Below are 16169 nucleotides of genomic sequence, written 5' to 3'. Positions count from 1 at the left end.
AAAACGTGATCGCGAACGAGTCTGGTCCAGTGTCTATCCGTGGATTGTGGTGGTCGATGTGAACAACGAGCGGATCGCGATCGTCGGTATCGGGCTCAGCTACCCGGACGCCGGATCACCGGACGAGCTCTGGGACAACGTGCTCGCTGGCCGCCGCGCCTTCCGGCAGCTCCCCGACGTCCGGATGAACCGCGAGGACTACTTCTCGGCGGACCCCAAGGCGCCGGACCGCTTCTACTCGGCCAAGGCGGCCGTGCTGCGGGACTTCGAGTTCGACCGGGTCAAGTACAAGGTCGCCGGCAGCACGTTCCGCTCGACCGACATGACCCACTGGCTGGCGCTCGACGTGGCCACCCGCGCCCTCGCCGACGCCGGCTTCGCCGAGGGCGAGGGCCTGCCGAGGGAGACCACGGGCGTGGTTCTCGGCAACAGCCTCACCGGGGAGTTCTCCCGCGCCAACGTGCTGCGCCTGCGCTGGCCGTACGTGCGCCGCACCGTCGCCGCCGCCTTGACGGGCAAGGGCTGGGGCGAGGAGGAGACGGCAGGGTTCCTCGCCGAACTGGAGACCCAGTACAAGGCGCCGTTCCCGGAGATCAACGAGGACACCCTCGCCGGCGGCCTGGCCAACACGATCGCCGGCCGGATCTGCAACTACTTCGACCTCGCCGGTGGTGGCTACACCGTCGACGGCGCCTGCTCGTCCTCGCTGCTCTCGGTCGTCACCGCGGCCAACGCGCTCGCCGAGGGTGACCTCGACGTCGCCATCGCCGGTGGCGTCGACCTCTCCATCGACCCCTTCGAGGTCATCGGTTTCGCGAAGACCGGGGCGCTGGCGACCGGCGAGATGAAGGTCTACGACAAGGACTCCAACGGTTTCTGGCCCGGCGAGGGGTCCGGCGTGATCGTGCTGATGCGCGAGAGCGACGCGGTGGCCAGGGGCGCCCGTATCTACGCCTCGATCACCGGCTGGGGCGTGTCCTCCGACGGCAAGGGCGGCATCACCCGGCCGGAGGCGGGCGGGCACCGGCTCGCCCTGCGGCGCGCGTACGGACGTGCGGGTTACGGCGTGGAGACCGTGTCCTACTTCGAGGGGCACGGCACCGGCACGGCGCTCGGCGACGCCACGGAGATCGAGGCGCTGTCCACCGCGCGCCGATCGGCGGACGCCACCGCCGGACCCGCCGCGCTGAGCACCATCAAGGGCAACTTCGGGCACACCAAGGCAGCGGCGGGGGTCGCCGGGTTGATCAAGGCGGCCCTCGCCGTGCACCACCAGGTGATCCCGCCCGGCACCGGGCATCGGGACCCGCATCCGCTGCTCACCGGGGAATCCGCGGCGCTGTACGTGCCCGGCGAGGCGGAGCTCTGGCCAGCAGGCCAGCAGGTCCGGGCCGGGGTGTCGGCGATGGGTTTCGGCGGCATCAACTCGCACATCGCCGTCGAGCAGGCCCCCGACGTCGAACGCCGCACCGAACTGGACGAACGCACCCGCGCGCTCGTCTCCGGCAGGCAGGACGCCGAGCTCCTGGTCGTCGACGCCGCCGATCCGGCGGCACTGCGGGTCCGGATCGCGCGGCTCGCCGCGGTCACGCCGACGCTGTCGACGGCCGAGCTCACCGACCTCGCCGCGACCCTCGCCGGGGAACGCACCGGTGGGCAGGCGCGGGCCGCTGTCGTCGCCGCGGACCCGGACGAGGCGGCCCGCAAACTGGCCCGGCTGCTCGAACTCGTCGACGGAGGGCAGGACTCCGTGTTCGCGGCCACCGAGGGCATCTTCCTCGACCACCGCGGTGCGGCCCCGCGAATAGCATTCCTGTTCCCCGGCCAGGGTTCCGGGCGCGGCGCCGCGGGTGCGCTGCGCCGCCGCTTCGCCACCGCCGAGGACGTCTTCGACACGGCCGGACTGCCGGCGGGCGGCGACCAGGTCGCCACCGAGGTCGCGCAGCCGCGCATCGTCACCGGGTCACTGGCCGCCCTGCGGGTGCTGCGGGACCTCGGTATCGACGCGGACACCGCCGTCGGGCACAGCCTGGGCGAACTGACCGCCCTGCACTGGGGCGGGGCGCTGGACGAGGCCGAGCTCCTGCGGCTGGCCGCCGTCCGCGGCACCGTGATGGCCACCGCGAGCGACGGCGGCGGGGCGATGGCCGGACTCGCCGCCGACCCGAACCGCGTGGAACAGCTCGCCGCGGGCGAGGACGTGGTGATCGCCGGATACAACGCCCCGGGCCAGACGGTGATCTCCGGGCCAGCGGACGCGGTGGACCGGGTCTGCGAACGGTCCCGGGCCCAGGGCGTCACGGCCACCCGGCTGAACGTCTCGCACGCCTTCCACTCGCCCTCGGTCGAGCCCGCGGCCGAGGCGATGACCGAACGGCTCGGCGAGTTCGACTTCGCCCGGCTCACCCGGCCGGTGGTCTCCACGGTCACCGGCGACGTGCTGCACGGCGCCGAGGACCTGCGGACGCTGCTGCGCGACCAGGTCGTGCTCCCGGTGCGTTTCCGCGAGGCCGCCGCCAAGGTCGCGGAACGCTGCGACCTCGCCGTCGAGGTCGGCCCCGGCCGCGTGCTGGCCGGCCTCCTCGGCGAGATCGCCCCCACCACCCCCGTGCTCTCCGTCGACACCGACAGCGGTTCCCTCGGCGCGCTGCTGCGCGTGGTCGGTGCGGCCTTCGTGCTCGGTGCCCCGGTGGACGTCGCCCCGCTGTTCGCCGGCCGGGCCGTGCGCCCGCTCGCCGTCGACGGTGAGATGACCTTCCTGGAGAGCCCGTGTGAGGCGGCTCCCGCCATCGACGCCGACCTGGCCCGGTACGGCGTCGACGGCGGTATCGCCGCGACCGCGGGGGGCGCATCCCCTCGCCACCCCGCGGTCGCGGCACCCCCTGCGGAGGTCACGGGGGAGGGCCAGGGGGACGGCGCCGACAGTGGCGGCACGACGTTCGAACTGCTGCGCGCGCTCGCGGCCGAGCGTGTCGAACTGCCGCTGGAGACCGTCACCCCGGACACGCACCCGCTCGACGACCTGCACCTGAGCTCCATCACCGTGGGCCAGATCGTCAACGACGTCACCCGCGCCCTGGGACGCCCCGCGCTGGAGGGGATGCCCAACTTCGCCACCGTCTGCCTCGGCGACCTGGCCGAGATGATCGACGAGCTGGCGGAGACCGCGCAGCCCGCGGACAACACCGCCGACGGCGAGGTCCAGGGCGTCGCGCCCTGGGTGCGCCCGTTCGCGGTTCAGTACCTGCCCGCGGAGCGGCCCATCGTCGACACCGGGCGCGGCGACTCGACCAGCCAGTGGGCGGTGTACGCCCCGGGAGGCCACCCGCTGGCCGACCGGCTCCAGCTCGGGCTGTCCAGGGCGGGCGTCGGTGACGGCGTCCTGCTGTGCCTGCCCGCGGACTGCGACGAGACCCACTTCGGCCTGTTCCTCGACGCGGGACGGGCCGTCATGGCCGCGCCGAACGGCACCCGCTTCGTCGTCGTCCAGCACGGGCTCGGTGCCTCCGGGCTGGCGAAGACCCTGCGCCTGGAGGACCCGTCGGCGCGGACCACCATCGTCGATCTCGCCGACGTCACCCCCGACGACGAGGAGGCAATCGATCAGGCGGTGGCCAGGGTCGTCATCGAGACCGCCGCGACCACCGACTTCGCCGAGGTGCGCTACGACGCCGCAGGCACCCGGACGGTGCCGGCGCTGCGCCCGGTCCCCGCGGCCTCGGGCGAGCACGGACCGGTACCGCTGGGCCGCGAGGACGTCCTGCTGGTGACCGGCGGTGGCAAGGGCATCACCGCCGAGAGCGCGCTGGCGATGGCACGTGACTCGCACGCCTCGCTCGCTCTGCTCGGCCGCAGCGATCCCGCCGAGGACACCGAACTCGCGGAGAACCTGGCCCGGATGGACGCGTCCGGGGTGACCTACCGGTACGAGCGTGCCGACGTCACCTCCGCCGAGCAGGTCCGCGCCGCCGTGGAACGGTTCCAGGCCGCACTCGGCCCGGTGACCGCGGTGCTGCACGGCGCGGGACGCAACGAGCCGGCCGCCCTGTTCAGCCTCACCGAGGACGCGTTCCGGCAGACCGTGGCGCCGAAGATCACCGGCCTGCGGGCCGTGCTCGGCGCCGTCGACGAGAGCCGGGTCAAGCTACTGGTCACCTTCGGCAGCATCATCGGCCGCGCCGGCCTGCGCGGCGAGGCGCACTACGCCACCGCCAACGACTGGATGACCGAGGAGACGCTGCGGTTCGGTGCCCGCAACCCGCAGGCGCGGGTGCTCGCCCTGGAATGGTCCGTCTGGTCCGGCGCGGGCATGGGCGAACGCCTCGGCGTGGTCGGGGCACTGATGCGCGACGGCATCACGCCAATCCCCACCGAGGACGGCATCGACGTACTGCGTCAGGTGCTCGCCGATCCGGCCGCGCCACCGGTACTCGTCGTCTGCGGCCGCACGGCCGGGCTGGCCACCCTGCCGGTGCAGCGAAGGGAACTGCCGCTCACCCGTTTCGTCGACCGGGCCGTCGTGCACTACCCGGGCATCGAACTGGTCACCGAGGCCGACCTGTCCGCGGGCAGTGACCCGTACCTCGGCGACCACCTGCTCGACGGCGACCTGCTCTTCCCCGCGGTGATGGGCATGGAGGCGATGACGCAGGTCGCCGCCGCGGTCACCGGGCAGGACGGGGTGCCGCTGCTGGAGAACGTCGAGTTCCTGCGGCCGATCGTCGTCTCGCCGGGCGGATCCACGACGATCCGGCTGGCCGCGCTCGCCCGGGACACCGGGACGGTGGACGTGGTGCTGCGCAGCGGGGAGACGGCCTTCAGTGCCGACCACTTCCGGGCCAGGCTGCGGTTCCCGCGCGGCGCCGTTCCCGGTGGCAGCGTCCCAGCCGCCCCGGAGATTCCCGTGGTGCCGGTCGACCCGGTCACCGAGTTGTACGGCAGCGTTCTGTTCCAGGGCAAGCGGTTCCAGCAGCTCACCGGTTACCGGCGGGCCTCCGCCCGGCACGCCGTCGCCGAGGTCGCCGCCGGTTCGGACTCGACCTGGTTCGCACCTTTCCTTCCGCAGCAACGGATTCTGGCCGACCCGGGAACGCGGGACACGATGATGCACGCGATCCAGTGCTGTGTCCCGGACGCGATCCTGCTGCCACAGGGGATCGAGCGGCTGTACCTGTCCGACTCGCCCTCGGGCGCCGCGGAGTACGTGGTGCTCGACGCGCGGGAACGGTCGCAGGACGGGGACAGCTACGTCTACGACCTGGAGATCCGCGATCCGGACGGCGCGATGGTCGAGCGCTGGGAGGGTCTCGCCCTGCGAGCGGTCCGTACCCGGCGCGGCGCGGGCCCATGGGTGCCCTCGATGCTCGGCTCCTACCTGGAACGTGCGCTCGAGCGGGTACTCGGCGGAAACCGTGCCGTGGTGGTGGAACCCGACCCGGCCGGTGTGGAGGTCGCGACCACGGCGCAGCGCCGCGCCCAGACGCGGCTCGCCGCGAGCCGCGCACTGGACCGGCCGGTGCTGGTGCGTTACCGGGCGGACGGCAAGCCGGAGATCGGCGGCGCCGAGGTGTCCGCCTCGCACACCGCGGGCCTCACCCTCGTCGTCGCCGGTGCCGGGGCACTGGCCTGCGATGCGGAGACGGCGGTGGAACGGACGGAGGAGGACTGGGCGGGACTGCTCGGCGCGGACCTGCTCGCCGTGCGCGACCTGCTCGTAGCCGACACCGGCGAATCGGTGACCGTGGCCGGAACCCGGATCTGGAGCGCGATCGAGTGCATCCGCAAGACCGGCCTGATGACGCAGGCACTGACCGTGCACGGGGTACACGACGACGGCTGGGTGCTGCTCTCCGGCGGCCGGGCGCGGATCGCGACCTGGGCGACCACGGTCGACGACCGACCCGATCCCGTGGTGTTCGCCGTACTCGAGGGAGATGAGGACTGACATGTCGGGCTACTACGAGATCCGCCACACCGTGGGCTTCGAGGAGACCAACCTCGTCGGGAACGTCTACTACGTCAACTACCTGCGCTGGCAGGGCCGTTGCCGGGAGATGTTCCTCAAGGAGAAGGCTCCGGCCGTGCTGGAGGAGGTGCGCGCGGACCTGAAACTGTTCACGCTGAAGGTCGACTGCGAGTTCTTCGCCGAGATCACCGCCTTCGACGAACTGTCCATCCGGATGCGGCTGGAGGAGCTGACCCAGACGCAGATCCAGTTCACCTTCGACTACGTCCAGGTGACCGACGGCCGGGAGAACCTGGTCGCCAGGGGCAGGCAGCGGATCGCGTGCATGCGCGGGCCGAACACCGCCACGGTGCCCGCACGGGTGCCCGAACAGCTCCGGTCGGCGCTGGCCCCCTATGCCGAAGGCGCGAAGGGTTTCGCCGCCGACACCGTCGCCGCCTCGGCCAAGGCGGTGTGACGTGCGCGCTGTCGGCCAGCCGTCGTCCGGGCAGAGGCCCCGTGGCCTGCCCGCACCGGTACAGCGACGCCCCCGGCTGTCGGAGCAGTCCACGCTGCGGGAGGTGATGTCGCAGTTCGCCACCGGCATCACCGTTCTCACCGCGGGAGGGGAGAACGGGCACGGGATGACGGCGAACGCGTTCAGCTCGGTGTCGCTGGACCCGCCGATGGTGCTGTGCTGCGTGTCGAGGGCGGCCCGGATGCACGAGGCGATCGTCTCCGCACAGTCGTTCGCCGTCTCCATCCTCGGCGCGGGACAACGGGAACAGGCCCGCTACTTCGCCGACTGGCGCAGGCCCCGCGGGCTCGCCCAGTTCGACGAGGTCGACTGGACACCGGGGCCGTCCACCGGCGCGCCCCTGCTGACAGGTTCGCTGGCCTGGCTGGAATGCCGCCTCGCGCAGACTCACGAGGGCGGGGACCACTCGATCTTCGTCGGCGAGGTACTCGGTTCCGGCCGAGGCACCAGCCGGCAGGCGCTGTTGTTCTACGGCGGCGGTTACCACCAGGTCGGTGCCCCCACGAAAGCGACGGCCTGAGCGCGATGGTTCAGGCACAGCGGCCCCGGCATACCCGCGCCGGCACAGCGATTCCGGTACAGCGGTTTCGGTACAGCGGTCCCGGTACAGCGGTCCCGGTACACCACGGATACGAACAGGCAGGACGGTCATGACGGACGACCCCGACCCCCAGCACCCCGCTTCCCCGTACTCCGTGCGCCCGGCCGCGAGCAGGCGGCTCGGCCTCGTCCCGGACGCCACCCCCGTCCCGGAAACCGCCCCTGGTGCCGAGTCCCGGCTCGACGCGCGAGCCGGTACGCCGGTCGCCGAGGTGACCGAACTGCCGATGCGCCCCACGCCCCGGCTCGGCCGGGGTATCCGGTGGAGTGACCTGGTCGCGGAGATGCACCGGGAACGGGTCGACCGGGAAGCGGCCGCCTGACCGAACCGTCCACAAAGGACCGTCCCGTCACCCCACCCGTGTCGCGCGCCCGGGCACCCCGTGCGTGCGCTCCGGCACGCCGTGTCGCGCGCCCGGGCACCCCGTGTCGCGCGCTCCGGCACGCCGTGTCGCGCGTTCAAGACGCATACGTCGGCGCTCCCGCGTGTCCGGACATGATCGATCCGTACGCGATACGGTCAACGATTCCGGAGGGTTCGTTTTCCCGTCCGTCGATCAATTCCGGCGGAATGTTCATCCGCGACGCCCCCCACGGTTTCCCGGCGTTCGGGAATCACGGCACCGCCCCGACGGCACCCGGGCCCATCGCCGCGCAGCCGCCGACTCCGGGAATGCCGCGGTACTCCGGTGGACGCGCCGACCCGCGATTGTGATTAACCCAGATGGCCGCAGTTTCGGGAATTTTTCGCGCCCGTACTTCCGGTCGCGGGCGGAGATTGCTATTCCTAAGTGCGTTCATCCTCCCCTGCGTCCCCCCGCGGAGAACCAACATGCGCGTGAAACGCGTTCTCGCTCCCGTCCTCCTCATGCTCGCCGTCGTCGCGAGCGGCGCCGTCGCTGCTCCCGGCGCGACCGCGGCCGAAGGCAAGTACGTCGCGCTCGGTGACTCCTACACCGTGGCGGTCGGCACCCGGACCTACGACGACCCGAACGACGACTGCCGCCGCGGTCCGCTCGCGTACCCGCGTCTGTGGGCCGAGGCGCACCCGTCGACGACCTTCGTCGAGGCCTCGTGCTCCGGCGCGATCACCGACGACATCATCAACTCCCAGGTCCCGCAGATCACCGCGGACACCACGCTGGTGACCGTTCAGGTCGGCGGCAACGACGCCGGCTTCGTCGACGTCCTCAAGGACTGCATCCTCAGCCTCGACGACGCCGCCTGCGTGGCCCGCGCCGAGGAGGCGAAGGCGCTGGCCCAGGGCACCGTCGCCGGGAAGCTCGCCTCGACGTACTCCGCGGTCAAGGCCGCCGCGCCCTCGGCGAAGGTGGTCTCCATCGGTTACCCGCGGTTGTACAAGGTCGGCGGCGACTGCGGCATCCTCGGGCTCAGCGACACCGAGCGCGCCGCGCTGAACTCGGCCGCCGACGTGCTCGCCGAGGTCACCGCCGCCCAGTCGTCGGCGGCGGGCGTCACCTTCCTCGACGCGCGCACGGTCTTCGACGGCCACGGCATCTGCTCCGGCAGCGAGTGGGTCACCAGCCTGGAGTGGGACAAGCTCGACGAGTCGTACCACCCGAACACGACCGGTCACCGGGACGGTTACCTCGCGGCGCTGAACGCCATCGCCGGCTGACGGCCGCACCGCCTGCCCGAGCAGGGGAGGGTTCCGTACGGAACCCTCCCCTTTCTCGTGCGCGGATTCGGCGCAGGTTGCTGACTCTTCGTGTTCCTTCGGACTCAGGGTGCGGCGTAGCCTGCCCCGGACCGTCATACGGCGCACGATGTGTCGTGGGCGGGTTATACGGTTCCAGTACGGTAGGTCGCCGCCTCGGCGACGCACCGGGCACGCGCCCGGCGCCTGTCCGCACGTCACTATCTGGGAGAGCGACCCTGTGCCTGCTTCTGCTGAACCCCTGTACGGGGCGGACGACCTCACGCACCTGGAGGGTCTGGAAGCGGTCCGCAAACGACCCGGGATGTACATCGGTTCCACCGACAGCCGGGGTATCAACCACCTGTTCACCGAGGTCGTGGACAACTCGACGGACGAGGGTGTCGCAGGTCACGCCACCCGGGTCGTGGTGACCCTGCACGCCGACAGCAGCGTGCAGGTGGACGACGACGGCCGTGGCATCCCCACCGGACTGCACGCGAAGTCCGGGATCTCCGGCGTCGAACTGGTGCTCACCAGGCTGCACGCCGGCGGCAAGTTCGGCGGGTCCGGCTACAAGACCTCCGGTGGCCTGCACGGGGTCGGCGCCTCGGCGGTGAACGCGCTCTCGCACCGTTTCGACGTCACGGTGAAGCGGGATCGCGCCGTGCACGAGATGTCGTTCGCCCACGGCGTCCCCGGCACCTTCGACGGCCCGGGTCCCAAGGCGCGGTTCACCCCAGCCTCCGGGCTGACCGTCGCCAGGAAGATGAAGCGCGGCGAGTCGACCGGCACCTCGATCCGTTACTGGTACGACAGTCGCTACTTCGAGTCCGGCGCGGCGCTCGACGTCGAAGCCGTGCGGGCGAAGTTGCGGCACACCGCGTTCCTGGTGCCCGGCGTGACCTACGTGCTCCGGACGGCGACCGAGGGAGCGATCGAGGAGGAGACATTCCACTACCCGAACGGGCTGGCCGACATGGTCGACTTCCTCGCCCCGTCCAGTGAGAAAGCGGTCTCCGGCATCATCTCCATCACCGGTGACGGCACGTACAAGGAGAACGCCGCCGACGAGAACGGCGTGATGAAGTCCAATGTGGAGCGTCGCGCCGAGGTGGAGATCTCGATGCGCTGGGGCACCGGGTACGAGCGCACCGTCGAGTCCTTCACCAACACGATTCGCAACGTGCACGGCGGAACACACCGCAAGGGTTTCGACCGGGCCGCGCTGAAAGCCTTACAGGAAGCCATTTCCAAGTCGCGGGGCCTGCTCAAGCCCAAGGAGGACCCGCCCACCCTGGACGACGTGCTGGAGGGGATGACCGCCGTCATCCACGTCCGCATCCCGGAGCCGCAGTTCACCTCGCAGACCAAGGACGAACTCTCCACGGCCGGCATCACCAAGGTGATCGGCGGGATCGTCGAACGTCAGCTCAAGGCCTGGACCGAGGACCGCAGGACCAAGTCCGAAGCGAAAACGGTGCTGCAGAAGATCGTCGACGCCGGGCGTGTCCGGATCGCGCAGAAGCAGCAGAAGGACGCCGCCCGGCGCAAGACGGCACTCGAAGGTGCCGCCATGCCACCGAAACTCGTCGACTGCCGGGCCACCGGAGTGGCCCGTAGCGAACTGTTCCTCGTCGAGGGGGACAGCGCGCTCGGTTCCGCGCGAATGGCCAGAGTCTCCGAGTATCAGGCGCTGCTGCCCCTGCGCGGCAAGATCCTGAACGTGCAGAAGGCCAGTCTCGGCGACACGCTGAAGAACGCCGAGATCGCCTCCATCGTGCAGGTGCTCGGCGCGGGCACCGGACGCACCTTCGACATGAGCACCATGCGCTACGGCAGGGTGATCCTGATGGCGGACGCGGACGTCGACGGCTCGCACATCCGGACACTGCTGATCACCCTGTTCGCCAAGTACATGCGGCCCGTCATCGAGCACGGCAGGCTGTACGCGGCCATGCCGCCCCTGCACAAGGTCACCACCAAGGGGCGCAACCCGGAGACCAGGTTCACCTTTAACCAGCGGGAAATGGAGAACACGGTCGCCGAGTTCGAGAAGGCGGGCAAGAGCGTGGCACCGGTCTCCCGCTTCAAGGGGCTCGGCGAGATGAACGCCGAGGAACTGTGGGACACCACGATGAACCCGGCCAGCCGTTCGGTCCGCCGGATCACCCTGGACGACGCCGAGGCCGCCGAAGGGGCGCTCGAACTCCTGATGGGGGAGAAGGTCGAGCCGCGCCGCCGCTGGCTGGTGTCCTCGTCCGAGCGCGTGGATCGCGCCGCCATCGACATCTAGGCCGCACCACCGTCGATTTCCGTTACACCCGAGGAGATTGCTCGCAATGGCACGCCGAAAAGGCACGCAGACCAAGGTCGACCCGTCCGCCTTCGACCAGGCTGGGGCGCACGTCTTCGACAATCCCGTGAAGACCGAGATCGAGGACTCGTATCTCGAGTACGCCTACTCGGTCATCCACTCCCGCGCGCTGCCCGACGCCCGGGACGGGCTCAAGCCGGTGCACCGCCGGATCCTGTACTCGATGAACGAGCAGGGCTACCGGCCCACCCACGCCTATGTGAAGTCCTCCCGGGTCGTCGGCGACGTGATGGGCAAGTACCACCCGCACGGCGACTCCGCGATCTACGACGCGATGGTCCGCCTGGCGCAGGACTTCTCGATGAACGTGCCGCTGGTGGACGGGCACGGCAACTTCGGCTCGCCCGACGACGGCCCGGCCGCCTCCCGGTACACCGAGGCGCGGATGTCGCCGGAGGCGATGCAACTCGTCGGCGAACTCGGTGAGGAGACCGTCGACTTTCGGCCCAACTACGACGGTTCCGAGCAGGAGCCGACAGTGCTGCCCGCCGCGTTCCCGAACCTGCTCGTCAACGGGACGTCCGGCATCGCGGTCGGCATGGCCACCAACATGATCCCGCACAACCTCAGCGAGGTCGTCGGTGCGGCGCGGTGGCTCATCAATCATCCGAACGCCTCGCTGGACAAGTTGATGGAGTTCGTGCCCGGCCCGGACCTGCCCACCGGCGGCATACTGCTCGGCCTGGACGAGGTGCGCCGGGCGTACGAGACCGGTCGCGGAGTCGTGCGGATGCGGGCGAAGGTGGAGACCGGTCCACTGGAGGGAAGCCGGGGGCGGCAGGCGATCACCGTCACCGAGCTGCCCTACGGTGTCGGTCCGGAGAAGATCATCGAGAAGATCACCGACGAGGTGAACAAGTCCAAGCGCCTCACCGGGATCGCCGACGTCAAGGACCTCACCGACCGGGAGAACGGCACCCGCCTGGTCATCGAGTGCAAGGTCGGGGTGAACCCGCAGGCACTGCTCGCCGACCTGTACCGGCTGACACCGCTGGAGCAGTCCTTCGGCATCAACAACCTCGTCCTGGTCGACGGCCAGCCGCAGACGCTCGGACTCAAGGCGCTGCTGGACGTCTTCCTCGCCCACCGCTACGAGGTGGTCACCCGCCGGACCCGCTACCGCAGGCGCAAGCGCGAGGAACGCCTGCACTTGGTCGAGGGCCTGCTCAAGGCGCTGCTGGACATCGACAAGGTGATCAAGCTGATCCGCGGCAGCGACAACGCCCAGGCCGCGAAGGACGGCCTGATGAAGCAGTTCGCGCTCTCGGAGATCCAGGCCACCTACATCCTGGACACGCCGCTGCGCCGCCTCACCAAGTTCGACAAGATCGAACTGGAAGCCGAGCAGGACCGGCTGCGCGAGGAGATCGCGGAACTGTCGAAGATCCTCGACGACGAGTCCGTGCTGAAGAAGCTGGTGTCCGCCGAACTCGCCAAGATCGTCAAGGACTTCCCCACGGAACGCCGTACCGCGCTCGTCGACGGTGACCTCAAAGAGGTGCTGGCGGCCTCGAAACCGTCCGGTCCGCTGGAGATCGCCGACGACCCCTGCCAGGTGATCCTCTCCGCGACCGGGCTGGTCGCCCGCACCGCCGCCGAGTCGGAGGAGGCATCCGAGGTACGGCGGCGCAACGGCCGGGTCAAGCACGACGCCGTGTCGGCCGTGGTGCACTCGACCGCGCGCGGGCAGGTCCTGCTGGTGACCAGTGCCGGACGGGCGTTCAAGACCGATGTGCTGCCGCTACCGGTATTGCCGGAGCAGGCGGGCACCGTCTCCCTGCGTGGCGGCATGGCGGCACGGGAACTCGTGCCGCTCGCGAAGGGGGAGCGGGTGGTCGGGATCGCCCCGCTCGGCGACAAGGCCGCGGGCTCACCCGGTCTTGCGCTGGGTACCCGTCGCGGGGTGGTCAAGGTCTGCGCCCCGGACTGGCCGGTGCGCGCCGACGAGTTCGAGGTCATCTCGCTCAAGGACGGTGACGAGGTGGTCGGCGCGACCTGGCTCACCGACGGGGCCGAGACCCTGGCCTTCGTCTCCACGGAAGCGACCCTGCTGCGATACGCCGCCTCGCTCGTCCGTCCGCAGGGACTGCGCAGCGGTGGAATGGCGGGGATGAACGTCGGAGCCGGCGGGCACGTGGTGTTCTTCGGCGCCGTCCGCACCGACGACACAGAGCACGGCGAGCCGATGGTGGTGACCTGCTCCGGGGAGAGCGTGAAGGTGACCCCCTTCGCGGAGTACCCGGCGAAGGGACGCAACACCGGAGGGGTCCGGGCACAGCGTTTCCTCAAGGGGGAGAACGCGCTGTCCGTCGCCTGGATCGGACCGCGTCCGGCGGGCGCGACGCGGACCGGGGAACCGGTGGAACTGCCGGAGATCGTGCTGCGGCGCGACGGCTCCGGTTCCGCGCATCCCGGTCCGGACGTGATCGGCCACGTGATCGAACGCGACTGATCGGTCTGGCCTTTGTGGAGGGTTGGCTCGGCCGAGTCAGGTCGGCCTGGTCGGTCTGACTCGTGTGGCCGGGGCTGGCGGGCTCGGATCGGTTTGCCTTGTCGGGCTGTCGCGTACGGTGCGGGGGGGGGGCGTATCGGGGTGGGTTTCTCGGGTTTACGGCACGCCTTCGGTGGGCCGTGTGAAACTGTCGCTCCTCGGGGCGTTTGCCGTTGTTGGTCGCTAGCGACAGTTCCCCACGGGACGGGTTTCTCGGTGTCGTTTTTTCTCGGTGCGGGTTGGTTGTCGCGTTTGTTTAGTGCGTCGCGTTCGGGCTTTTTCCCCTGCTGTTGCGTTCGGTTGTCCTTCGGTGAGTGCATTGGTGGCGTGGGTGGCTTGGGCGGCATTGGCCGTCCGGGTTTCTGACTGCACAGCGGCGCTGGTCGCGTTCGGGTGTTGTGAGGTCGGCGAAGGCCTGGCGCTGGGGGATTCGTCGACGTGTTGATATTGCGTCGCGCGCGTAGTGGCTCGATCTGTCGACTCCTCGTGGATACGACGTCAATACCGGAAGCGTTTCTCTGGTTCTCCTCGTTTCGGTCGACGGGTCTACGTATGAATGGACCGTTCGTTGTTAGGGGTGCTCGATGGTGTGATGGGAATTGTTCGTGGGTGTCGGTAGAATGGGTTCATGATCGATGGGGGATCTGTTGAGGTTCGGTTGGCTGCGATTCTTGATATGGATTCGCGGGAAACGGTGCGGGTTGATCACGGGGGTCTGACTGGTGTTGGGTTGCCGTCGTCGCTGCGTGGGCTTCTTCGGGTGATGCGCGATGCCGAGGTCGCCCGATCGCGTGCCGAGGCTGTGCAGGTGCGGGCGGTGGCTCGGTTCGCCGCGTTGTCGGAGGATGCTCGCGGTGTGGCGGCGGAGGTCGCGTTGACCCTGGCCACCACCGAGCACCGTGCACAGCGGATGGTGGCGCACGCCCAGGCGTTGACTTCTCGACTACCGGAAACGTTGGCCGCTCTGGACACCGGCGTCGTCGACAGCTACAAGGCATCCAAGATCGTCGATGCCACCAACCCGCTATCGGACGAGCACGCCACTGCCGTGGACGCGGCGATGGTGGGTCGGCTCGACGGGCGGAATCCGTCCAGCATTCGCCGCGCCGCCGTGCGGCAAGTCGTGGCCGTCGATCCGGACGGGCATGCTGAGCGGGCGCGGAAACGGCGTCTGGAACGCAGCGTGCAGTTGGTGCACCAGGACGACGCCATGAGCACCCTGATCGCCGATCTGCCTGCCGACACCGCCACGGCGGTCTACGCACGCGTGGACCGGATCGCGAAGACCCTGCGTGGTGGTGGCGAAACCCGCACCCTGGAACAGCTACGTGCCGATGTGTTCGCCGAACTCTGCCTCGGCCACCGCACCGCCGAGACACGTACCGAAGTGTTCGTGCACGTCGCCGCGACCACCCTGGCCGGGGTCGACGACCATCCCGCCGAGCTGCCTGGTCATGGGCCGGTACCGGCCTGGCTGGCCCGCCACCTCGCCACCAACTCGGGTTCGGTGCTGCGCAAGGTGGTCACCGGGACGGTGCGCGACCTCGGACGTACCCGCTACCGGCCGCCCGCCGCACTGGCCGAGTGGGTGAAGGTGCGGGACCGGGAATGCCGGATGCCCGGCTGCCACCGGCCGTCCCACGTATCCGATATCGACCACACAGACGACTGGGCACGAGGGGGCAGTACCAGCGCCGACAACCTGACCGGGCTCTGCCGGCGACACCACCGCCTCAAAGACCTCCCCGGCTGGCACTTCGCCACCGACGACGCTGGCGCCCTGCACATCAGGACCCCCACCGGCCAGCACCACCACCGCCGACCCGAGCCCCTCCACCCCGCGCCACCCTTCTGATCGGCTTGCCGGAACGTCACGCCGGGAGAAGCCCCTGCCTGGCTGTGAAGTGGGACCCGTCAAACGACACAGTGGAACCGAGACCAGCGGGCGGTCTCCTCGGGCGACCATGTAGCTCGGATCTGCCGGGACGAAGCGCGCCACCTCGAGGACGGATCGCCGAGGCTCGCGCGCCGGACGGGCTCCGTCCCCGCCATCGCGTGCCGTGCAGGTCGCATCGCCCCGACGGCCGCAACGCCGCCCGGCCGTCGGGCCGCGGCGTCCGGGCACACCGGTCGACACCGGCCCGCCTGTAGGCGCCCGACGGCCCCAGTTGGCGCCCCTGCCCGCCGAGACCGGGCCTGCCGCACCTGCGGACCAGGCTCCAGTCCGGGTGGCCGTGGGCCCCGCTGCCACGCGACTCTCCCAGAGAGTGGAACGGCACGTGCCGGGAAGGTGGGCTCGGGAGGCCGTAGTCGCCTATGCTCGCCCATGCCGATGGTTCGGCCGGGTGAGTGTCGAGCGGCCCGGCCGAGGCAAGAGGGAATCCGGTGAGAATCCGGAACTGTCCCGCAGCGGTGAGTGGGAACGACCGCCGTCACCACGAGAGCGTGGTTCAGCACTGGATGCCCAGCATCTGGGAAGCGACGGCCAGTAGGTCCGCCGGTGACACCGGCGGGTGCCCGCGAGTCCGAATACCTGCCACCGGTGCGCACGCCGCCGGCGTG

General features: G+C 70.2%; 8 protein-coding genes and 1 riboswitch. All 8 genes read left to right on the top strand.

The window, feature by feature from the left end; genetic code table 11:
* Positions 1 to 58: 58 nt before the first annotated feature.
* The 8 genes from CFN78_RS17170 to CFN78_RS17135 all read left to right on the top strand — a co-directional run bounded on the left by CFN78_RS17170 (position 59) and on the right by CFN78_RS17135 (position 15462).
* The gene (locus tag CFN78_RS17170) at positions 59 to 5944 is read left to right on the top strand and encodes a type I polyketide synthase (RefSeq protein WP_094863988.1); all 5886 of its coding nucleotides are present in this window, start codon (positions 59 to 61) and stop codon (positions 5942 to 5944) included.
* Between the two features lies 1 nt (position 5945).
* Complete coding sequence (locus CFN78_RS17165; protein ID WP_094863839.1) at positions 5946 to 6422, top strand: acyl-CoA thioesterase; 477 nt, start codon at positions 5946 to 5948, stop codon at positions 6420 to 6422.
* Between the two features lie 106 nt (positions 6423 to 6528).
* Positions 6529 to 7002, top strand: a complete 474-nt coding sequence (locus CFN78_RS17160) for a flavin reductase family protein (protein WP_240519523.1) — start codon at positions 6529 to 6531, stop codon at positions 7000 to 7002.
* Between the two features lie 130 nt (positions 7003 to 7132).
* Complete coding sequence (locus CFN78_RS17155; protein ID WP_094863837.1) at positions 7133 to 7405, top strand: DUF6222 family protein; 273 nt, start codon at positions 7133 to 7135, stop codon at positions 7403 to 7405.
* Between the two features lie 509 nt (positions 7406 to 7914).
* Complete coding sequence (locus tag CFN78_RS17150) at positions 7915 to 8721, top strand: SGNH/GDSL hydrolase family protein (RefSeq protein ID WP_094863836.1); 807 nt, start codon at positions 7915 to 7917, stop codon at positions 8719 to 8721.
* Between the two features lie 259 nt (positions 8722 to 8980).
* Positions 8981 to 11035 (top strand): DNA gyrase/topoisomerase IV subunit B, encoded by a 2055-nt coding sequence (locus tag CFN78_RS17145; protein WP_165777591.1) that lies wholly within the window; start codon positions 8981 to 8983, stop codon positions 11033 to 11035.
* A 46-nt stretch (positions 11036 to 11081) separates the two neighbouring features.
* The gene (locus tag CFN78_RS17140) at positions 11082 to 13568 is read left to right on the top strand and encodes a DNA gyrase/topoisomerase IV subunit A (protein ID WP_094863834.1); all 2487 of its coding nucleotides are present in this window, start codon (positions 11082 to 11084) and stop codon (positions 13566 to 13568) included.
* Positions 13569 to 14283: 715 nt separating this feature from the next.
* Positions 14284 to 15462, top strand: coding sequence for an HNH endonuclease signature motif containing protein (locus CFN78_RS17135; RefSeq protein ID WP_420807898.1), 1179 nt, complete (start codon positions 14284 to 14286; stop codon positions 15460 to 15462).
* A gap of 461 nt (positions 15463 to 15923) precedes the next feature.
* Positions 15924 to 16162: riboswitch (cobalamin riboswitch) on the top strand.
* Positions 16163 to 16169 lie beyond the last annotated feature (7 nt).

It is taken from the genome of Amycolatopsis antarctica (genome assembly GCF_002262875.1).
Lineage (GTDB): Bacteria > Actinomycetota > Actinomycetes > Mycobacteriales > Pseudonocardiaceae > Amycolatopsis > Amycolatopsis antarctica.
The sequence above is the reverse complement of the archived record's forward strand: the minus strand, read 5'-3'. Positions and strand labels throughout refer to the sequence as shown.

Coding starts and splice junctions, on each gene's coding strand:
- CFN78_RS17160 (WP_240519523.1), top strand. CDS start 6,529: ATGTCGCAGTTCGCCACCGGCATCACCGTTCTCACCGCGGGAGGGGAG.
- CFN78_RS17150 (WP_094863836.1), top strand. CDS start 7,915: ATGCGCGTGAAACGCGTTCTCGCTCCCGTCCTCCTCATGCTCGCCGTC.
- CFN78_RS17135 (WP_420807898.1), top strand. CDS start 14,284: ATGGATTCGCGGGAAACGGTGCGGGTTGATCACGGGGGTCTGACTGGT.
- CFN78_RS17155 (WP_094863837.1), top strand. CDS start 7,133: ATGACGGACGACCCCGACCCCCAGCACCCCGCTTCCCCGTACTCCGTG.
- CFN78_RS17140 (WP_094863834.1), top strand. CDS start 11,082: ATGGCACGCCGAAAAGGCACGCAGACCAAGGTCGACCCGTCCGCCTTC.
- CFN78_RS17165 (WP_094863839.1), top strand. CDS start 5,946: ATGTCGGGCTACTACGAGATCCGCCACACCGTGGGCTTCGAGGAGACC.